General features: G+C 69.6%; 26 protein-coding genes. 6 read left to right on the forward strand and 20 right to left on the reverse strand.

Annotation, left to right across the window (positions count from 1 at the left end; all coding sequences use genetic code 11):
• Positions 1-218 precede the first annotated feature (218 nt).
• The 8 genes from OG435_RS29755 to OG435_RS29790 form a co-directional block, all read right to left on the reverse strand.
• Positions 219-1,046, reverse strand: coding sequence for a hypothetical protein (locus OG435_RS29755; RefSeq protein WP_266881008.1), 828 nt, complete (start codon positions 1,044-1,046; stop codon positions 219-221).
• Positions 1,046-1,621, reverse strand: a complete 576-nt coding sequence (locus tag OG435_RS29760) for a hypothetical protein (RefSeq protein ID WP_266881009.1) — start codon at positions 1,619-1,621, stop codon at positions 1,046-1,048. The genes OG435_RS29755 and OG435_RS29760 overlap by 1 nt, the downstream gene beginning before the upstream one ends.
• Positions 1,618-1,818: a hypothetical protein gene (locus OG435_RS29765; protein ID WP_266881010.1), complete on the reverse strand. Its 201-nt coding sequence runs from the start codon at positions 1,816-1,818 to the stop codon at positions 1,618-1,620. The genes OG435_RS29760 and OG435_RS29765 overlap by 4 nt, the downstream gene beginning before the upstream one ends.
• Positions 1,819-2,255: 437 nt before the next feature.
• Positions 2,256-3,986 carry a DUF927 domain-containing protein gene (locus OG435_RS29770; RefSeq protein ID WP_266881011.1) on the reverse strand — a complete coding sequence of 577 codons (1,731 nt, stop codon included), beginning with the start codon at positions 3,984-3,986 and terminating at the stop codon, positions 2,256-2,258.
• Complete coding sequence (locus tag OG435_RS29775) at positions 3,983-4,879, reverse strand: bifunctional DNA primase/polymerase (protein ID WP_266881012.1); 897 nt, start codon at positions 4,877-4,879, stop codon at positions 3,983-3,985. The genes OG435_RS29770 and OG435_RS29775 overlap by 4 nt, the downstream gene beginning before the upstream one ends.
• The gene (locus tag OG435_RS29780) at positions 4,876-5,121 is read right to left on the reverse strand and encodes a hypothetical protein (RefSeq protein WP_266881013.1); all 246 of its coding nucleotides are present in this window, start codon (positions 5,119-5,121) and stop codon (positions 4,876-4,878) included. The genes OG435_RS29775 and OG435_RS29780 overlap by 4 nt, the downstream gene beginning before the upstream one ends.
• A 295-nt stretch (positions 5,122-5,416) precedes the next feature.
• Positions 5,417-5,686 carry a DNA-binding protein gene (locus OG435_RS29785; RefSeq protein WP_266881014.1) on the reverse strand — a complete coding sequence of 90 codons (270 nt, stop codon included), beginning with the start codon at positions 5,684-5,686 and terminating at the stop codon, positions 5,417-5,419.
• Positions 5,683-5,988: a helix-turn-helix domain-containing protein gene (locus OG435_RS29790; RefSeq protein ID WP_266881015.1), complete on the reverse strand. Its 306-nt coding sequence runs from the start codon at positions 5,986-5,988 to the stop codon at positions 5,683-5,685. Before OG435_RS29790 ends, OG435_RS29785 begins: the two co-directional genes overlap by 4 nt.
• Positions 5,989-6,028: 40 nt before the next feature.
• On the opposite strand from OG435_RS29790, the gene OG435_RS29795 reads away from it, so the two are divergent.
• Positions 6,029-6,598 carry a helix-turn-helix domain-containing protein gene (locus tag OG435_RS29795; protein ID WP_266881016.1) on the forward strand — a complete coding sequence of 190 codons (570 nt, stop codon included), beginning with the start codon at positions 6,029-6,031 and terminating at the stop codon, positions 6,596-6,598.
• A gap of 188 nt (positions 6,599-6,786) precedes the next feature.
• On the opposite strand, the gene OG435_RS29800 is transcribed toward OG435_RS29795, so the two are convergent.
• From OG435_RS29800 to OG435_RS29850, 11 genes are all read right to left on the reverse strand, one after another.
• The gene (locus tag OG435_RS29800) at positions 6,787-8,907 is read right to left on the reverse strand and encodes a cell division protein FtsK (RefSeq protein ID WP_266881017.1); all 2,121 of its coding nucleotides are present in this window, start codon (positions 8,905-8,907) and stop codon (positions 6,787-6,789) included.
• 96 nt (positions 8,908-9,003) lie between these two features.
• Positions 9,004-9,177, reverse strand: a complete 174-nt coding sequence (locus OG435_RS29805) for a DUF6257 family protein (protein ID WP_266881018.1) — start codon at positions 9,175-9,177, stop codon at positions 9,004-9,006.
• A 19-nt stretch (positions 9,178-9,196) separates the two neighbouring features.
• Positions 9,197-9,379: a hypothetical protein gene (locus tag OG435_RS29810; protein WP_266881019.1), complete on the reverse strand. Its 183-nt coding sequence runs from the start codon at positions 9,377-9,379 to the stop codon at positions 9,197-9,199.
• Between the two features lie 21 nt (positions 9,380-9,400).
• The gene (locus OG435_RS29815) at positions 9,401-9,835 is read right to left on the reverse strand and encodes a hypothetical protein (RefSeq protein WP_266881020.1); all 435 of its coding nucleotides are present in this window, start codon (positions 9,833-9,835) and stop codon (positions 9,401-9,403) included.
• Positions 9,832-10,020, reverse strand: coding sequence for a hypothetical protein (locus tag OG435_RS29820; protein ID WP_266881021.1), 189 nt, complete (start codon positions 10,018-10,020; stop codon positions 9,832-9,834). The genes OG435_RS29815 and OG435_RS29820 overlap by 4 nt, the downstream gene beginning before the upstream one ends.
• Positions 10,017-10,160, reverse strand: a complete 144-nt coding sequence (locus OG435_RS29825; RefSeq protein WP_266881022.1) for a hypothetical protein — start codon at positions 10,158-10,160, stop codon at positions 10,017-10,019. The genes OG435_RS29820 and OG435_RS29825 overlap by 4 nt, the downstream gene beginning before the upstream one ends.
• Positions 10,161-10,288: 128 nt before the next feature.
• A complete protein-coding gene (locus OG435_RS29830) occupies positions 10,289-11,206 on the reverse strand; it encodes a hypothetical protein (protein ID WP_266881023.1) in 918 nt (305 codons plus the stop codon).
• Complete coding sequence (locus tag OG435_RS29835) at positions 11,193-11,396, reverse strand: hypothetical protein (protein WP_266881024.1); 204 nt, start codon at positions 11,394-11,396, stop codon at positions 11,193-11,195. The genes OG435_RS29830 and OG435_RS29835 overlap by 14 nt, the downstream gene beginning before the upstream one ends.
• Positions 11,393-11,767 (reverse strand): DUF6907 domain-containing protein, encoded by a 375-nt coding sequence (locus OG435_RS29840; RefSeq protein WP_266881025.1) that lies wholly within the window; start codon positions 11,765-11,767, stop codon positions 11,393-11,395. Before OG435_RS29840 ends, OG435_RS29835 begins: the two co-directional genes overlap by 4 nt.
• A complete protein-coding gene (locus OG435_RS29845; RefSeq protein WP_266881026.1) occupies positions 11,764-12,117 on the reverse strand; it encodes a hypothetical protein in 354 nt (117 codons plus the stop codon). Before OG435_RS29845 ends, OG435_RS29840 begins: the two co-directional genes overlap by 4 nt.
• The gene (locus OG435_RS29850; RefSeq protein WP_266881027.1) at positions 12,114-12,362 is read right to left on the reverse strand and encodes a helix-turn-helix domain-containing protein; all 249 of its coding nucleotides are present in this window, start codon (positions 12,360-12,362) and stop codon (positions 12,114-12,116) included. The genes OG435_RS29845 and OG435_RS29850 overlap by 4 nt, the downstream gene beginning before the upstream one ends.
• Before the next feature lie 199 nt (positions 12,363-12,561).
• Here OG435_RS29850 and OG435_RS29855 point away from each other — a divergent pair, with 199 nt between their 5' ends.
• The 5 genes from OG435_RS29855 to OG435_RS29875 all read left to right on the forward strand — a co-directional run bounded on the left by OG435_RS29855 (position 12,562) and on the right by OG435_RS29875 (position 15,245).
• The gene (locus tag OG435_RS29855) at positions 12,562-13,356 is read left to right on the forward strand and encodes a GntR family transcriptional regulator (RefSeq protein WP_266881028.1); all 795 of its coding nucleotides are present in this window, start codon (positions 12,562-12,564) and stop codon (positions 13,354-13,356) included.
• Positions 13,357-13,711: 355 nt separating this feature from the next.
• Positions 13,712-14,056 carry a hypothetical protein gene (locus tag OG435_RS29860; RefSeq protein WP_266881029.1) on the forward strand — a complete coding sequence of 115 codons (345 nt, stop codon included), beginning with the start codon at positions 13,712-13,714 and terminating at the stop codon, positions 14,054-14,056.
• 168 nt (positions 14,057-14,224) lie between these two features.
• Positions 14,225-14,599: a WhiB family transcriptional regulator gene (locus OG435_RS29865; RefSeq protein ID WP_266881030.1), complete on the forward strand. Its 375-nt coding sequence runs from the start codon at positions 14,225-14,227 to the stop codon at positions 14,597-14,599.
• A complete protein-coding gene (locus OG435_RS29870) occupies positions 14,596-14,928 on the forward strand; it encodes a hypothetical protein (RefSeq protein WP_266881031.1) in 333 nt (110 codons plus the stop codon). Before OG435_RS29865 ends, OG435_RS29870 begins: the two co-directional genes overlap by 4 nt.
• Positions 14,929-15,038: 110 nt before the next feature.
• Positions 15,039-15,245 (forward strand): hypothetical protein, encoded by a 207-nt coding sequence (locus OG435_RS29875; RefSeq protein WP_266881032.1) that lies wholly within the window; start codon positions 15,039-15,041, stop codon positions 15,243-15,245.
• 52 nt (positions 15,246-15,297) lie between these two features.
• On the opposite strand, the gene OG435_RS29880 is transcribed toward OG435_RS29875, so the two are convergent.
• Positions 15,298-16,629, reverse strand: coding sequence for an ABC1 kinase family protein (locus OG435_RS29880; protein WP_266881033.1), 1,332 nt, complete (start codon positions 16,627-16,629; stop codon positions 15,298-15,300).
• Between the last annotated feature and the right edge of the window lie 168 nt (positions 16,630-16,797).

Consider the following 16,797-nt stretch of genomic DNA (forward strand, 5'->3'; position numbering starts at 1 on the left):
GCAATCAGCACGCAGAAGGTCAGGTGCTATACGGCTTCGATCCGGGAGAACCGGGGGGAGGGGGGTATTGCCCCAACCCTTGCGGGTGCCCCGGACGGACCGTGTGGCCCGTCCGGGGCTTCGGCGCTGGTGCGGCTCGAGGTAGCCGGCTCCGCACCATCGGTTCGACGCTCGTCGAGAGATCACGATGTCGATGCCGTTGACGCCGAGTTCGTGGGTCACGCGCTGAGCGCCTGCGCGACGTAGGCCTCGGCGGTCCGAGGGGAGAGGGCTGACCGGTGGGCGTGGCCGGCGTTCCGCCAGAGCTCCACCTGGGAGCTGCGTTCCCTGACTTCACCGGGCGTTGCGAGGCTGAGGGTGAGCTGGTCCTGGCGCACGAGGTACACCCAGCGTGCGACGGGCTGCTGCCGCAGGTCCCGCCAGTCGTGCAGTACCGGAGCCATGCTCTGCCAGTCGCCGTTCATGACGGCCTGCACGGTGGGCTGAGGGAAGTGGGCGACGGCGAACAGGGCGTTGTCCCTGCCTCCGTCTCCTCCTGCGACGCTCACGATGTCGGCTCGGTCGTTGACGAGCTGTTCCAGCAGGGCAGCTGCTCCCTCAGCCTTGGTGTAGGCGGTCGAGTGGACGGGGTTGTTCCAGTCCAGTCGCGACGCCTCGATGAGGGAGGGGTCGTCGGGCAGCTTGGCCGCAGCCTTGGCGACGACACCGACCAGGGTGGTGAACTCCGCGACCAGGCCACCGATCCACTTGGGCACGGCGTCCTTCGTGGCGCTGATGAATCGCTGGTCGGCTTCCTCGGTGAATAGATCGGCGGCCCGCCGAGTGACGTCGGCGAGGCGGAGCTCCTCGGCGTGCTGCCGGATGACGGCGGCGGCTTCGGCTGCGGTGGCCGGGAGGGCCGGCCGTTCGGGGTCGGGGGTACGTGCGGTGTCGAGCACTGCGGTCTGCAGGCGCCGGGCTTCGTAGACGTCTTCGGGTACGGGCAGCTTCCGACGCTCGGCGGCGCGGACGGCCTTCTCGGCGTCGTTGACGCTGGCTCGGGACATCACGCGGCCTCCATGTCCTCGGTGGCCAGGGCGCTGGCCTGGTGGTCGTCGAGGTTGGCGATCGGGCTGGGCTTGGCGAGGAGGAACTGCATGCCGTGCTTGGTCTCCCAGAAGTCGTCTCCGGTGCCCGGCAGGCTGTTCCACTCCTTCGCGGCGTCGGCGAAGGCCGGCGTGCTGGCGGCGTACTGGTCGACGACTTCGGTCCAGCCGTAGGTGTTGGCGTGGGCGGCGACGGCCTGGGCGAGGGTGCGGTCGCCGTCGCGTTCGGCGCGCTGGAGCGTCTCGGCTGCGATGCGCGGGTTGTCGATGGCGGCGGCCCGGTCGGCGGCGTCCCGCCTGGCGAGGACGGTGCTGGGGTCCGCGGTGCCGGTGCTGCCGAACATCTTCCGGTTGAGCTGCTCGCGCCGACTGGACAGCTCGGCAAGTTCGGCCTGCCGCTGCTGCTCCAGCTGTTGGGCGGCCTGCGTCCAGGCCTTCGCGCACAGCACCTTCTTGGCGTGGTCGCTGTAGGCGCGGTTTGCCTGGATGCGGTCGAGCTGCTGCTGGTAGCGCTCGCGGATCTGCTCGGCGTTCATGAGGGGTTCCCTTCGGTGGCTTCGGGGTGGGGCTGGTGGTTGGGGCAGATGGGTGCGTGGGCGTCGGTGCAGGGCCCGGCGGCGAGGGTGTGGAGCCGGGCCCCGCAGCCGTTGAGGCAGAGGCGGTACCGGCCGCGCCGGACCGGTGTCCCGCAGGCCTGGCAGAGCCGCGGTGGGCGGCGCCTGGGGCGGGTCACCGCCCGTCCTTGGCGTACTTGTCCCGGTGGGCCCGGGTGGCGCGTTTGGGGCTGCAGGCCGCGCAGATACTTCGGCAACCTGAGGGGCTGTTGCAGAGGCTGCACATGCGCCCGCTGCGCTGCTTGTCCTGCTTGCGGCTCACGCTCTGTTACTCCGATCTGCGGGGCGTGGAAAAACGCTCTCTGTGTAGGGCCCAAGTGCGTACCCCCTGTTTGCGGGCAGGTTCGGGCCCGTTGACCTGCATCTCTGCTCGATCGGCGGGGGTACGCAGGGCTGCGTACCCCCTGCCCCCCTGAGGCCTGGGGCGGGGTGGGGGTACGCACTGCTGCGTACCCCTCTCGCATGGGGTCTGGCCTGCAGGTATGGCGTTCCCAGGTGGGGGTACGCACGTGGGGCGACCAGAGGGCCTGTTTTTCTACGGGGGTGGGGGGTGCTGTCACTCTCCGTCCTCCTCCGTGGTGGCGAAGACGCTCGGGTGGAAGACGTACATGCGGACCTTGGAGCCGTTGAGCTTGCGGCCGAGCAGGTAGGCCGGGCGGTAGGAAGGGCTCTCGATCAGGAGACCGCTCTCCCGCCAGCTGGGGATCACCGATTCGAGTTCGTACCCGGACCTCTTCAGCGTTTCCTTTAGCCGCTCGGGGAGGAGCCCGATGGTGGGTTCTTCGTCGATGTGGAGGTCACGGCCGATCCATCCGCTGAACGGCTGCTCGTTCGCTGTGCCGGGCGCCCACAGCGCGCGTCGGTTGGCGGCGACGTACTCGCGGACTACGTCCAACGCCATCTCGCCGCGGTTGTCGGTCTGGTCGGATACCGCGAACAGGCGGCGCCACACGTCCATCTGCGGGGCCGCGAACGGGACGATGCCCCATTCGCTGGCGAGCTCGGCGGCCAGCGCCAGGCAGGCCACCAGGGGAGCCCGCCGGGCCGACATGTCGCTGTCGTACCGGTGAGCCTCCGTCAGGGCCTTGTGCCGGGCGGCCAGGGCCCGCTTGCCCGGTCCGGCGATGGCTTCGATGAGCGCTTCGATGAAGCGCGGGCCGGCGGTGCCGAAGTTCTCGGCGCATCCGTCGCGCACCTCGATGGCTGCGGATGCCGACTCGGCGCCTCCCGTTCCGAACGGGGCTTCCTTCACCGTCAGGACGCGGGCGCCGGCCCCCTGGTCGGTGGTAAAGGTGAGCACGGACTGTTCTCCGGTGGACACCATGACCGTCCGCCAGGGGAGCCCGGAGGGCCACCCGCCGCCGCGGGCCTGGCCGTGGTTCTTCGGGATGGAGTAGAGCAGGGCGTGCACCATCTCGGGGTCACGGACCAGCTTGGTCTCGTCGAATACCACGGGCAGGCCGTTGACCAGGTTGAGACGCTTCTCGGCGGCGAGCATCGTGGTGCGCCAGGAGTACATCCCGTCGGCCTTCTCGCTGGGGTCGGCCCAGACGCTCATCCCCCCGGCCGCGGCCGTCGTCTTGCCGCGGGTGGAGCGCCCGCTGATGTCGACGGTGAAGGAGTTGACGCCAACGAGCTCGAGGAGCGGGGCGGCGAGGCAGGCGTACAGCGCCATCTGCGCCGCCGGGTACGCCTCCATCCCCTTGATGGCGGCCTGCCAGCCCTCGAACGTCCCGGCCGGCTGATGGGCTGCAAGGGCTGGCTTCTGCTCGTCGTACTTGACCTCCACCCGGTGCGGGCTGTCCTGAGCGGTGACGAACGATCCATCCTTCTGCCAGCCGAGTTGGCGGGCCAGGTGGACGCGGGGGATCTTGCTGCGGTTGAGGGACTCGAACGCGGCCAGGTAGCGCTCGGTCAGCTTGGCGTCGGACTCAATGACGGGCAGGCCGGCGTCTCCGAGGGTGGCGACGAGGATGCGGCCCCGCCTGACCACGGACCGGGGGACGGTCCGGGTAACGACCCGGGACCCGTCCACCCACGCCAGCTCGACGGCCTGGTCCCCAATGGGGTCGACGTACACGCAGTGGACGACCAGCGGGGCCCAGCTGATCCGCACGTCGACAAAGACGTCCTTGGAGATCTGCTTTTCGACCCACACGCCACCGTGGTTGATGCTGTAGCCGGACGGCATCCGTACCCCTTCGGGTACGAGCCGCGTGTCCGACCATTCGGCGGGGGCGGCCTGCTCGTCCGTGTCAGGCTTCTCGAGGGTTGCTTCGGTGGTCATGGCGCTCCCGCAGTCGTGCGCCGTGCGGACGCAATGGTTCTCTGGGCTTCGGCCTCAGCCAGGCCACGGCGGACGGCCGCTTCTACGAGCGCAGCCTCGGCATCGCAGGCCGCGATATGCCCGTCCATCACGTGCGCCCAGGCCTTTGCCGCAGCCCAGTACAGGCGGTCGTTGCGCGTGCCGTCGGGCGCCCCGAGCACGACGTTCACGAGCCCATCCAGGGCGGCGGTGGCCTTGTCGCCGGTAGGTACGTACTGGCGCGCGGGTCGGACGATCGGCGCGGGAAGCATCAGCTGGATCAGTTCCGCCGGGGCAGGCAGTACCTCGATCTCGCCGAGGGCGGGGTGAAGCACGTATTGGCCGCTGCTGCCCTGACTGCCAGGGCCGACGACGTAGCCGCCGGTACCGCGGACGTCGATCCCGGGGCCGAGTCGGCCGGCGCTGTTGGGGATGGTGACCCCGGCGGGGACGGCGAACCAGAGGTGGAACCCGCCGGACGGGGTGCAGACGGTGAGCGTGCGGGGCACCGTGAACCCGTGCTGGGTGGCCAGCCGGTTGAGTTCCGCGACGCCGTCCACGCCGTTCTTGCGGTCGAGATCGAGGCCGATCATGCGCCCGCCGCAGGCGATGCCGTATCCGTCCGCTCGTGGGGCGAGCTCGAACAGGCAACGGACATCAGCGGCAACGGTGGTTGCGTCGTACACGCCGTGTCCCGGCTGACCGCACTGCCCTTTGCAGTTGTGGCCCCGCTGGTGGGGCGAGGGGATGGCGGGGACCTTGTTCCGGGTGGGGAAGACGGCGTTCCCTCGGGCCGCTGCCTGCAGGGCCTCACGGAAGGCTGACTGCCAGGCCGCGTACCGGGCGCCGTCGCGCTCCTTGGTCCAGGCGTTCATCGTGCCTCCCTCAGCCAGCCGGCGACCGTGATGATCGCGTCGAGCACGGGTTCGTCGTCGGCCCGGTGGAGTTCGCCGAGCTGGGCGATGTACTCGGCGCGGTTGGGGTTGTTGTCCTGCCAGCACATGGCGCTGATCAGGGCGGTGAGGGCGGCGTGGCTGTAGTGGGTGATGGACTCTTCGGCGTGCTCGGGGCCGAGAGCTTCCTGCAGGAGGTCCAAGACGTGGCGGTCGTCGCTCATGCGGCCACTGCCTCGGTGCGGAGGACGACGACGTACTCGGTGCCGCACGGCCCGGTCTTGACGACCGAGCGGACCAGCGCCAAGGGCGCGCGATGCAAGTGCGGGTGTCCGCAGCCGGGGCAGCGCTCGATCCGGATCTGGCGGTGCCACTTCCGGGATCGAGACCTGTAGGTGTCGAGTCGACCCGCTACGCGCGGGGCTTGCTCCTGTGAGAGGCTGGGCGTAGTCGAACCGCCAGCCGCGGGGACTTTCGAAGAAGGGCTACTGCCGAGGTAGCCCTTCTTTGCGTTCTGGGTCATGAGGCTTCTCGGTCCTCCCCGGAGAGCAGACGAACGAGGTCTGCGGTGATGACGACGCGGAACCTGCCGAGCGGAATTGTCTTGACGGGCGCATCTCCCCGCCTGATGGCGTCGTACAGGTAGGTCCTGCCGCAGCCGAGGGCCGTTGCGGCCTGGTCGATGCTGACGGTTGCCGGCCACTTCCGGATGTCGGACAAGGTGGGCGCGGAGACGTCATTAGCGGCACCTCGCTGGCGGCGGGAGCCAGCCTGCTTCGGGGTACTCACGCTGCGGCTCCGTCCTGCTCGCCGTCCCAGCGGTCGAGCTTGTCGGGGTCGTAGAGCCATCCCTGGCCGCGCTTGACGGCGCCGGGGATGTAGCCGCTGTTTCGCCACCGTCGAACGGTGGCCGGTGCGACGCGGTAGCGGCGGGCCACTTCCTGGGTCGTCAGGTATTTGTCGATGCGTTCGGCGAGCGCCATTTCCGTTGACCTTTCATGGCTGAACGGTTGGATGTGCATCCACGACAACTGGGTCTGTTGTAGCACGGGTGTCATGGATGCGCAATCATGGGTGGCGTGGATGTGCATGCCCGTTGACTAGCGGTGGAATCGGGCATAACGTCGGCTCGTGATTACCGACGCGGACCTCCCGACGCCATGGCGAACCGTTGCCTCGCCCATCGATCAGAAGCAGGCGACCGCGCTCGACGCGGTAGCTGGACTACAGACCGGCTTGGACGATCTGGCCCTGGTCTCTTGGGACTTGATTGAGAACGCCGACACGGGTCGGCGCATCATGCTGCGTATGGGATCTGGCGCCTCTGGGGTCGAGATCACGGGGATCTACGTCCCCGGCCCCAGCCCGGTTGGGATCGGTGAGCTGCGGAACATTCCGCTGCCGGCCATCGAGGCAGCGGTCCGGGCTCGGACCGCGCGGGCGACAGCAGAGGTCGGTGCCGCCCTGGCAGCGGGCCTTGACGCCGACGAGGGTCCGCTTGGCAATCCCGCAGGCCCCAACGACACCCGCTTCTACGGCCGGCTCGCCCTGCGGTACCTGCGAGTCGCCGGTACGTCGCACCGCCCGGCCACCGACTTGGCGAAGGAGGAAGGGGTCACCCCCCGGACCGTCCAGCGGTGGATCTCTCACGCTCGGGAGCTTGGACTCCTGCCGCCAGGACGGAAGGGGCGAGCCTCCTAATCGCTGCACACGTGGGCCCCGTGGCGTACCTGCTGCGGGGCCCTTTACCGTCGTTACCTTGCAGGTCACGGGGCCCTACCTCCCCCGCTACCGGGGTAAAGAGGTCCCGCTACTTTGGGGGCCTCGAGGAGGGCGTGCCGAACCTCGGATCGGGGGTGCCGGAAGGGGCCGGGTAGGGCCCCTCCCCGCTACCCGGCGAAGGGCACGGCGCCCTCGATGTCGCGGCGTTGGTAGCCGGCGCCGTTGACTCCGTCGATCTTCACTTGCTTGCTGGTGCGCTTCACCCCGGCCTGGTCGAGGTCCTTGGCCAGGCGGTCGGCGTCGTAGTCGCCGTAGGTGTCTTCGTCCATGTTGGACAGCCGGTCGAGGAGGTCCCGCGTGAACATGCGGGGGCTGTGCTTCATGGCCTCGAGGACGTCGGAGATGATGGCCGGCACTCGCAGGCCCTGCTCCTCTGCGCCGGTCACGAGGTCACCGGCGGCGTCTCCGGTGAGCTGCCCGATGTCCTTGCGCATGGCACGACCCTTGGCGCACATGGCGTTGAACTCGGCGGTGGTCAGCAGGTCGTTCTTGACGGTGGCGAAAGACGCCGGCCCGGTGACCAGGACGACGACGCCCTTGTGGTCCTCGGACAGCACCGACGCATCGGCGCCCATCGAGGCCTTGCCCTTGCCCAACACCATGTCCGAGGACGTCTGGTCGGTGACCTGCGTGCACGCGCGGATGGTGATGATCTCGCGGAGCTTCGTCGGGACGCTCTCGGCGTCGGGGCGCTGGCTGGCGTAGTTGGAGATGAAGCCGGCGGCCGGTCCGCGGCGGGCGATGCGGGCCATGTCGTCGATGACGGCCTTGCGTTCCTTCTCGTCGCCGATGGCGATGAAGCATTCCTGCAGCTCATCGACGGTGAAGAAGATGAACGGCATGTTGTACTTCTCGACGATGTACGGGGTCAGCTTGCCCTCGGGGCAGATGCTGGTGGGCAGCTCCCGCAGGATCGCGAAGCGGCGTTCCATCTCCGACAACATCTCCTGCAGCATCGCCTTGAACGCCTCGATCGCGTCGTCCTCGGCACCGAGGACCAGGCGGTGGGCGACCTGCCGCATCTGCATCCAGTCCTGCCCGCCCTTGAAGTCGGCGACGTAGTGCCGCACCCACGGGTCGAGGAGGCCGGCCGCCGTCAGCAGGCGCTGCGTGAACGTCTTGCCGCGGCGGGGCAGGCCCCCGAAGAACATCGACTGCCAGACCACCGGTACGGCCACCCGGTTGCCGCGGGCATCCTGCCCGAACGGGACCGCGTCCCACACCGAGAACCGGTCCAGCTTCACCAGCGGCGACGGGATCGGGTCGGCCAGGTACGGGTCATCGTCGGCAACCCACATTGACACCCGCGACGCGTTACCGCCCTGCGCTGCGCGGACGCGGGACATGACGACCTGAATCTCGTCTACGCCGAGCTCGGCGGCGAGGGTGGTCCGCTTGGCGAGAACGTCCGCAGCAGTCTTCCCGCCGCCCTTCGGCAGGTCGAAGACAACCGCCCAGCCGCGGCCGTCACGGACCGGCCCCATGATGCAGGCGACCTTGGGTCCGTCTTCGTCGCCCTTGCCGCTTTTCAGGAGGCTGGCGGCGCGCAGCGCGTCGTTGAGCTGCTGGGCGCTCATGTCGACGCGCAGAGGCGGGACACCGTGGTCGAGCAGCTGTGTCTTGTCGCCGCGGCCGAGGTAGGCGAGCGGGGTGACGACGGCGCCGGTCATGCCGGTCAGCAGCAGAGGCGGCGCCAGGTAGAAGCCGAGCGCAGCAGCGGTAACACCGACGGCTGCCGCCCCGAACCGCCAGCGGCGGGAACGGGTACGGATGCCGTGGGCGAGCTGGAGCTGAGCGGCCAGCTCGACGTCTTCGGGCTTCAGCCTCGACTGCGCCCGCAGCGCCTTGTACACGGCGGTGTGGTCCTGCGCGGACAGGGTCGGCCACAGGCCCACGGCGGCCCGGTAGAAGCCGCGGGAGGCCAGCCACACCGTCTTGACCGCGTACTTGGGGACGCGGATGCCGTGGAAGCGGGTGTGCCACCAGCACAGCCGGCCGAGGGCCGTGGTGTTGGCCTTCAGCAGTGCCGGGGTACGGGCCCACGCAGGCAGTACGGGCGCGTCGGGGACGGTCAGCCAGTCGGCCAGCGGGTTGTCCGGGCGGTCGACGGCCTCGACGGTCGGGGCGGGCGGTTCGGGGCGCTCCGAAGCGGCGGGCGCGGGGACGGGTACGGGCTTGAGAAGGGTGATCGGGTGGCCGTTGACCGGTCCAAGGATGGTGTCCGTCATGCTGGTCACTCCTGGTTTCCGTTACGCATTCCGTTACGGGCTGGGGCACGGGGCGGCCGGCGACCTTGCCGGGATGGCGGCCGCCCCGTGGTGTAGCTACTTCTGCTGCTGCTTCTCTTCGCGCTTGCGGGCGCCCTCGATGACCTTCTCGAACTTCTTCTCGAGGTCGCCCTGGTAGACGGTCTGGGAGGCGATGCCACGCTTGGCCATCCGGGCGGTCAGCCACGCGAGCTTGGCGATCTCACCAGCGGTGTACTTCGGATCCTGCATGGCGGCGGTCCTTTCGGGGCTAGGAGGCGGTGACGCGGGGCCGGCGGCTGGTGTTCCCGCCGGTCGTCGAGGGGTTGGTGGCCGGGCTGGTCCCGCCGATCAGGTGGTCGGCGGGTGCGACCTGCCGGTCGTAGCGCTGTCGGGGGTGCGTGCTCTCGTTCGGCCGGGCCTGCTCGGGGCTCGGTTCGTCGCGGCGAGGCATGACGGGTGGTCCTTCCGTTGGTCAGGCGGTGTGGGCGAGCAGGTAGCGCGGGGCGAGCCAGGCGGCGGGCGGGGAGCCGACGTTGTGCGGGTGGGCGGTCCATTCGCCGCCGGTGCCGCGGGTGAAGGCGGTCGGCGTGATCGTGACGGTCAGATCGCCGCGACCGAGGTCCTCGTGGAGCTGGGCCAGGTCGTCGGGGCCGAGGATGTCGAGGGTGTAGGCGGTAAGGGCGGCCAGTGCCCGGTCCTGCGTGAGGTCGGGGCCGACCACGATCAGGTGGCCCTCGGGGACCTCCGGGTCACCGAGTTCGGCGACGAGGAGTCCCGCGTACTCCCCGCCCATGTCGGCGGCGGTCGGCACGAACGGCTCGTCCGGGTTGTCGGCGTCCTCGCAGGCGGCGTTGCAGTACGGGTAGCCGCCAGGGGCGCCGCAGAGCAGGCACTCCACCACGGTCACCGGCCGATCGAGTCGACGCGGCCGTCCTCGACGACGACGGCGAGGAAGCAGGTGCCGCACTCCCAGTCGTCGGAGGTGCCCATGAGCGTCAGCTCCATGGGCTGGCCGTGGCAGACGATCGGGGTACCGGTCCCGACGTACTCGCCGACAGTCAGGTCGGTGGCGGTGATGGTCTCGGTGCTCACTGGTTGGTCTCCTTCGCGTCCTGCTCGTCCAGGTCCTTGTGGTACTCGGCCTCGTCGGCCTGCCAGATCTCCTCGTCCAGCTGCGCCAGATCCGCCATGCGGCGGTCGTAGGCATCCATCTCGTCGTCGGGTTCGGGCATAGCTGTGCCTCCAGTGGTCGAGCCGGGGGTGAGCTAGCGGGGTGTGTTGCAGCAGAGGCAGCGGCGGGGGTTGCGGAGCCCGTTCCAGGTGTCGCAGTGACGGCACCTCCAGCGGGCGAGCAGCGCGCTCACCGGTACGCGGCGCGGTCGAGCTTGCTCCGCTCCCGCCGCACAGTCGCCTCGACGGACGCCTGCTTGGCGTCCGGGACCTTGGCGAGGATCGCCTCGACGGCTTCCTGCTTGGAGGCTCCGGCGGTCAGTTCGATGCGGGCCAGGTGCGAGAGGTTCGCCTCAGGTTCGGACGGTTCGCGAACCGTGTTCGCCCTGTTCAACGCGGGTTCCCGGAGCCGGGAAGGCTCCTCGTGTTCGCGGACCTGTTCGGCCGTGATCACATTCCCGCTGCCGCGAAAGTGATCAAGCCCTGCCAGTTCGTTCAGGTCCCGCTCGGCGGCCAGGAGCTCCAACCGTGCGTGAACTTCCGCCTTCGCGGCCTGCCGGCGTGCGCTGGCGATGGCGAGCTTGGCGTTCGCCTTGCTCATCTCCGCGGCGACCCACTGGGAGTCGGCTGGTGACAGTTCCTTGTCGACGTGCTTGAACACCGCCCACCACAGAGCCTTCGACACCAGCGACACTGCGGCGCCGACTGCGGCCATCTCCCAGCTGCCGATCTCCATGCCATGCAGGAAGATCGCGGCGGCGGCCACGAGGACCAGGCCGAGGCCTACCTTGCGCGGGAGCTCCTGTTTCTTGGGGTCGAAGCGGGCCAGGTACTCCAGCACCAGCACCGACAGCCATGCGATGTCGAAGACCGCGCCGGCCGCGTAGCCGACCCCGCCGCCGAGCAGCTGCCCGATGCTCACCGTCGACCAGACGATCGCCACGAGCGTGAGCGCCAGGACCAGACCGGAGACGCCGACAAGGGCGATCGTGTCCTTGTCGCGGGGCAGCTTCGGCATCCGCACGCTGTACGGCTCGGACACCTGGTTCGTGGTGCCGTCGATGGTCCGGTCGACCAGGCGGTGCCGGATCTCTTCAACGAACTTCATCGGAGACTCCTTCGGCTACGCGCACCACGCGGTGGGCGGCCAGGTTGGCGCCGTGCCGGTCAGCGGCACGGTTGGCGATGATCAGGGCGGCCATCAGGGCCGGAATCTCGGGGAGGGGCCGGGCCGACCGGCGGAGGGAACGCAGCGCGGCGTTCTCCGTCGGCCGGCGGATCGGCCAGTGCGAGGTCACTCGGATTCCCGCAAGGCCTGCAGGCGGTCCCGGAGGGGGAGCAGGCCGTACAGGGCGTGCGCGGTGATCGCGGCGGCCAGGTCGCCGATGCCGGCCGGGCTGAACTCGGCGTGCTCCCCGTCGATCTCCACGACGACCGTTACGTCCCTGCTGCCGTGCTCGGCAAACGGGAACTGCGACAGGTTCGCCTTCAGGAACTCGACCCGCCCGCGGCCAGCGACGTCCACCGAGGCAGCGTGCTCGACTCCGTCGTGGCGGATGCCGGACCTGTGGTTGCCGGCCGGGTGCGCGATGACGCACCACGAGGGCTCCTCGAGGGCGACCGGCCCGTGGTCGAGGGTCTCCACGGTCACCGTGCGCGGGGCGCTCACGCTGCCACCGCCGGGAGCGCCGCGTGGACCTCGGTCTTGAACGGCTCCGGCAGCGACCCCATCGGCAGGCCGAGGGCGGCGCAGAGCAGGTAGCGCGGGAAGAAGTCGAGCTCGAAGTCACCCAGGTTCGGGGAGAGCGTCAGGATGATCCGGCCGTTGTTCGCCACAACGACCATTCCGAAGAAGCCGGGGTCGGTGATCTCGGAGGTGACGACCCGGACGTCGTACTCGGCGACCAGCGCCGCCAGGTCGGCCTCGAAGATGTAGTCGAACGTCTTGTGGCTGGCGGGCACCTGCTCGGCGACCAGGCGCAGCCGGGCCGGCGCTATGGCCTTGGTGGCGGCGTTCACAGCGCCACCGCCAGCTCGCTCGTCGGGATGCCGCGCTCGTCGGCGTAGGCCTTGAGAGCGGAGCGGGGGATGCGAATGGTGCCGCGGCCGGCGCCGACGCGGTACGAGCCGAGCAGGCCCGTCCGGACGGCGAGGTAGACCGTGGAGACGTCGACACCGAGTGCGACGGCCACGTCCTTGACCCTGAGCGGCCGGAGGCGCTCTACGGGCTGCCTCTGGGCATGCGGGATAAGCTCAACGTGCATCTGAGACCTCAACTCTTGGATGCGAGGCCCTGGCGGGCGCGGTGTTAGAGCACCGCGATCACCCCGCCAGGGCTTTTCGTTTGCCTTCCACTAGAGTCAGTCCTAGAACTGCTCCCCAGTGGATGACTTGAAGGTACGCCCGCCACCCCTCCAAAGCAAGCAGTTCTAGAACTAAATCCAAAGATGCCAAAGGAGAGCCATGAAGCCATACGAGAAAATTGCCGCTGACCTGCGGCGTCGCATCGAAGCGGGCGAATGGGCTGCGGGGGACACGCTGCCTACGACTGACCAGCTTGTGGCCCACTATGAGCACTCTCGGCAGACTGTCCGGACTGCAGTTGAGGTGCTCGCCCGCGACGGGCTCGTTCGAGTCGTCAAGCGCAGCGGGACGATCGTTCAGGACAGGTCGGTGGGCCGGCGGCGCATCGCTCGGTCGACCACCGTCATGCGTGACCCGCTCCGCGGATACGTCTTCCCGGCGGCGAGCCGGCCGGATGAACCGTGGGAGGTTCACGGTCAGCCCAAGCGCATGCTTGCGCCGATTCCCTCCGGCGTCGCTGAGCGGCTCGGCCTGGAGGCTGGCCTGGAGGTGATGCGCAGGCGCCGGGTTACCAGCCCTGCAGGGGAGCCCCCCTTCCAGATCGCCGATGCCTGGATCCACCCTGACGCCCTCCGGGAGGCGCCCCAGGCAGGAGAGATCAGCACAGGGCCGGGGGGTTACCTGGACCGAATCGAGGAAGCCGGCCATGGCCCCCTCGAGTGGGAAGAGACCACACGGATTCGCATGCCGGCCAAGGAAGAGGCCAGCCTGCTCCAGGTCGCCATGGAGATGCCTGTCTGGGAAATGACCACGGTCGGGTTCTCCGCCCGGACGGGGCAACCTGTCGAAGCGTCTGTCCGCGTGATCCCCGCCGATAGGGCAGAACTGGTCTCCAAGCTCCAGCGAGGCCCCTCGGCGCAGTGGCCCGTGGAACCCGTGACTCCGAAGGCGTGACGTGTGCGGGGCTGGATCACCTTGACCCCAGACGTACAGCGATGCCCCCGCCCGGTCCCAGGGCGGGGGCATCGCTGTCTCACAGGCGTCTCACGGACGCATGCACCCGCCTGCGTCTGACGCGGTCCCGACCTGCACAAACACGAGCGTGGCGGACGTAGCGACCCCGACACGGACGACATCTCGAAACTCGTCGGAAAAATAGTTTGCACATGCCCAGCGAAGCCCCATAGGTTCTTAGCAACGGAAACGGTGGCTTCTCCGAAGCCCCTGATCCGTGCTGTACTTATCCGAATACGCATGGGACCAGGCCTCCGGGCCGAAGTCCCCGAGACGCCGAGAGGAGGCGAGACCAGTGACCAGCTTCATCACCACCACCAAAATGACCGATCGCTCGGTCGCCGCTTCCTGCACGCTCGGCTCCTCCACGCTTCTTGCCCTCACGGGTACCGGTCTGTCCGCCATTTGCGCTGACAGCCCCGTTCTGCCCGCCGCGCCCAGCGCGCTGCCGGTCAGTGAGCGCAATGAGCGACGGACCAAGGCACCGGTGGCAGTACTGGCAGCAGAAGCCCAGGCGCATGGCGCCTATGCCTTTGCGGCCGCAGCCGGTGCCGGATCCCAGACGCAGAAGCAGACGAAGAAGCAGCACCACCTGATGTGGGCCTACCGCGGGCTCGAACCCTGGAGTGATCCAGCCTGATCTGACGATCAGGCCGGCGCCTTCAGGGCCGCGGAACCCCACCCGGGATCCGCGGCCCTTCTGTTTGTCCCCGAACAGGGGACGACGGACCGAAGGGGCGAGGTACCCCAGCCGCCCCCGGCCGACCGGCCGGAACGACTAGACGAACAAGACGAGGAAGAAACCACCGTGCAACTCGAAGCGCACGCCCCGTCCGTACCGAAGACCCAGACCCTCTCCCCGCCCGCAGTAGTCCCGGAGGACTCCACCTTGACTCCCCTCACCGCGCTGACCGCGCTCGACGACGCCATCGAGAACCTCGGCGTGCCCGTCGCCTGTCGCACCTACGACCCCGAGGTCTTCTTCGCCGAGTCCCCGGCCGACGTCGAGTACGCGAAGTCCCTCTGCGGCACCTGCCCGCTGGTCGAGGCCTGCCTCGCCGGTGCGCTGGAGCGCCGCGAGCCCTGGGGTGTCTGGGGAGGCGAGCTCTTCGTCCAGGGTGTCGTCGTCGCCCGGAAGCGTCCCCGTGGCCGTCCGCGCAAGAACCCGGTTGTTGCGGCATGACCGCCAACGGAACCATCGACCGCCCCCTCACGCACGACCCCCTGAAGCAGGCCCTCATGTCCCCCCACGCCACCACGAGCGAGCAGCCGCACGGCGCCGCCACCGCAGACTTCATCACCGCCGGCGCGAACACCTCGCGTCAGAACAGGACCCGCGAAATGCAACTCATCCCAGAAGCCCTGGCTCGTGCCCATATGGACGACCGCATGCGTGAGGCCGACGGCGAGCGTCTGGCCCTGCGCCTGGTCGCCGCGCGGCGCATGCAGCGTCGGGCCGAGCGCGTCTCGCTGCGCGCCCGGCGCGCGCTGGCCATGGCCGTCATGCACTGACTGAGAGCTGGAGACAGCTCGTAGGAAACCACCGGGGGACCGGCCCGAAGGGGCCGGTCCCCCGGTGCGTTGCGGACCTCTCCCCGGGCGCGCGGGGATATCGTCTGCAGGTGGACCAGCCGACTCCCCACCCGGCCCCGCCGGGAACCGAGGCCCCGCCCGTCGTCTGCGCGCGCTGCGGCGCCCAGTCCCCGGCCGGCCCCCCGCCCACGTGGACGTGCTCCGTGGAGAACGGGACCAGACAGTACTTCTGCGTCGACTGCGCGCGTGCGAACCTCCGCGCCATCGAAGGCCGCCTCGACTCCGCCTGGTGGTGAGCGCCCGCCGTGACCGCCCGCCGGCGCCCGTGCGTGCCCGCCGCGTCCCGGCTCAGCCCTCTTCGGGCAGGAACCCCGGCAGCCAGGAGTCCAGTTCCTCGCGGAGCCTGACCGTGGCACCGAGCTGACACAGCACCCCGATGGTGCTCAGCGTCACCCGGTGGATCAGCAGGTAGGAGGGCGGCAGATTGATCTGCCGGCCCAACTGGTGCGCGGGGGAGCGGGGATCGGCGATCCGCGCGGCCTGGCCGCGCAGCCAGGTCCGGGTGAAGGTGAACTCCTCGGCCTCGGCCGGTTCGAGCATCGGCCTCAGGTAGTCGAGCACCGCGTCGGCCTCCAGCTCGATGGAGTCGCGCACGAACCCCTCCCCGCGCAGGTGCCCGTAGACCCCCTCGGCGTCACCGTCCAGCGCCATCCGCAGCGAGCGGCCGATGGGCTTGGGCCAGCCGCCCGGCAACCGGTCGACCGTCCCGAAGTCCAGTACGCCCAGCCGCGTCCGGCCGTCCGCCCCGGCGATCAGCCGGAAGTTCCCCGGGTGCGGATCGGCGTGCAGCAGCCCGGTGCGCGCGGGGCCGGAGAAGAGGAACCGGGCCAGCAGCTGTCCGGCGCGGTCGCGCTCCTCCGGGGTGCCGTCGGCTATCACCTCCGACAGCGGAGTCCCCTCGATCCAGTCGGTCACCAGAACCTGGTCGCCCTGGTGCACCACGTCCGGCACGACCACGTGCTCGTCGCCGTCGAAGGCGTCCGCGTGCGTCCGCTGGGCCTCGGCCTCCAGCTCGTAGTCCAGCTCCTCCGAAACCCGGTCGCGCAGCTCCTTGATCAAGGGCTTGATGTCCATGCCCGGGATCAGCGGCCCGAGCAGCCCCGCGAACCGGCTCAGCTGCTTCAGGTCCGACAGCAGGGCCTCGCCGGCCCCCGGGTACTGGACCTTGACAGCCACCTGGCGGCCGTCGTGCCACACCGCCCGGTGCACCTGCCCGATCGAGGCCGCCGCCGCGGGCTTGTCCTCGAACTCCTCGAACAGCTTCCGCCAGTCCGCGCCGAGCCGCTCCGCCAGCACCTGGTGCACGGTGGCCGCGGGCAGCGGCGGGGCCGCCTCCTGGAGCTTCGTCAGCGCGGCCCGGTAGGGCCCGGCGACCTCCTCGGGCAGCGCGGACTCGAAGACCGAGAGCGCCTGGCCGAATTTCATGGCGCCGCCCTTCAGCTCTCCCAGTACGCGGAACAGCTGCTCGGCGGTGCGCTGCTGGAGCTCGCGCGCCACTATCTCCGCCGACTTGCCGCCGATCCGCTTGCCGAGCCCCCAGGTGGCCCGGCCCGCTATGCCGAGCGGCAGCGCGGCCAGCTTGACGGTACGGGTGACCGCCTTCCGGGGAAGATCAGACATGCGCCCCTCCATTTCCCAGACAGCTGAGCCGCAAGCGACGGTCCGGGGGAGTCCCCCGAAGGCCTTCCCGGCCAAAGGCATCCTGTCATGACCCCCTGCGCCCGCCCCGTCCGAGTGCCCTGCGCTCCAGCCCGGCACCCAGTGGGAATCCACCGGGTCGGCAGACGC

The organism is Streptomyces sp. NBC_01264, from assembly GCF_026340675.1.
In the GTDB taxonomy this organism is placed as follows: domain Bacteria; phylum Actinomycetota; class Actinomycetes; order Streptomycetales; family Streptomycetaceae; genus Streptomyces.

What these genes read in the sequence shown, in the direction of transcription:
- OG435_RS29755 (WP_266881008.1), bottom strand. Translation starts at nt 1,046, where the DNA reads ATGTCCCGAGCCAGCGTCAACGACGCCGAGAAGGCCGTCCGCGCCGCC.
- OG435_RS29830 (WP_266881023.1), bottom strand. Translation starts at nt 11,206, where the DNA reads ATGAAGTTCGTTGAAGAGATCCGGCACCGCCTGGTCGACCGGACCATC.
- OG435_RS29855 (WP_266881028.1), top strand. Translation starts at nt 12,562, where the DNA reads ATGAAGCCATACGAGAAAATTGCCGCTGACCTGCGGCGTCGCATCGAA.
- OG435_RS29760 (WP_266881009.1), bottom strand. Translation starts at nt 1,621, where the DNA reads ATGAACGCCGAGCAGATCCGCGAGCGCTACCAGCAGCAGCTCGACCGC.
- OG435_RS29805 (WP_266881018.1), bottom strand. Translation starts at nt 9,177, where the DNA reads ATGCAGGATCCGAAGTACACCGCTGGTGAGATCGCCAAGCTCGCGTGG.
- OG435_RS29780 (WP_266881013.1), bottom strand. Translation starts at nt 5,121, where the DNA reads ATGAGCGACGACCGCCACGTCTTGGACCTCCTGCAGGAAGCTCTCGGC.
- OG435_RS29770 (WP_266881011.1), bottom strand. Translation starts at nt 3,986, where the DNA reads ATGACCACCGAAGCAACCCTCGAGAAGCCTGACACGGACGAGCAGGCC.
- OG435_RS29870 (WP_266881031.1), top strand. Translation starts at nt 14,596, where the DNA reads ATGACCGCCAACGGAACCATCGACCGCCCCCTCACGCACGACCCCCTG.
- OG435_RS29775 (WP_266881012.1), bottom strand. Translation starts at nt 4,879, where the DNA reads ATGAACGCCTGGACCAAGGAGCGCGACGGCGCCCGGTACGCGGCCTGG.
- OG435_RS29800 (WP_266881017.1), bottom strand. Translation starts at nt 8,907, where the DNA reads ATGACGGACACCATCCTTGGACCGGTCAACGGCCACCCGATCACCCTT.
- OG435_RS29790 (WP_266881015.1), bottom strand. Translation starts at nt 5,988, where the DNA reads ATGCACATCCACGCCACCCATGATTGCGCATCCATGACACCCGTGCTA.
- OG435_RS29880 (WP_266881033.1), bottom strand. Translation starts at nt 16,629, where the DNA reads ATGTCTGATCTTCCCCGGAAGGCGGTCACCCGTACCGTCAAGCTGGCC.
- OG435_RS29850 (WP_266881027.1), bottom strand. Translation starts at nt 12,362, where the DNA reads ATGCACGTTGAGCTTATCCCGCATGCCCAGAGGCAGCCCGTAGAGCGC.
- OG435_RS29825 (WP_266881022.1), bottom strand. Translation starts at nt 10,160, where the DNA reads ATGCCCGAACCCGACGACGAGATGGATGCCTACGACCGCCGCATGGCG.
- OG435_RS29810 (WP_266881019.1), bottom strand. Translation starts at nt 9,379, where the DNA reads ATGCCTCGCCGCGACGAACCGAGCCCCGAGCAGGCCCGGCCGAACGAG.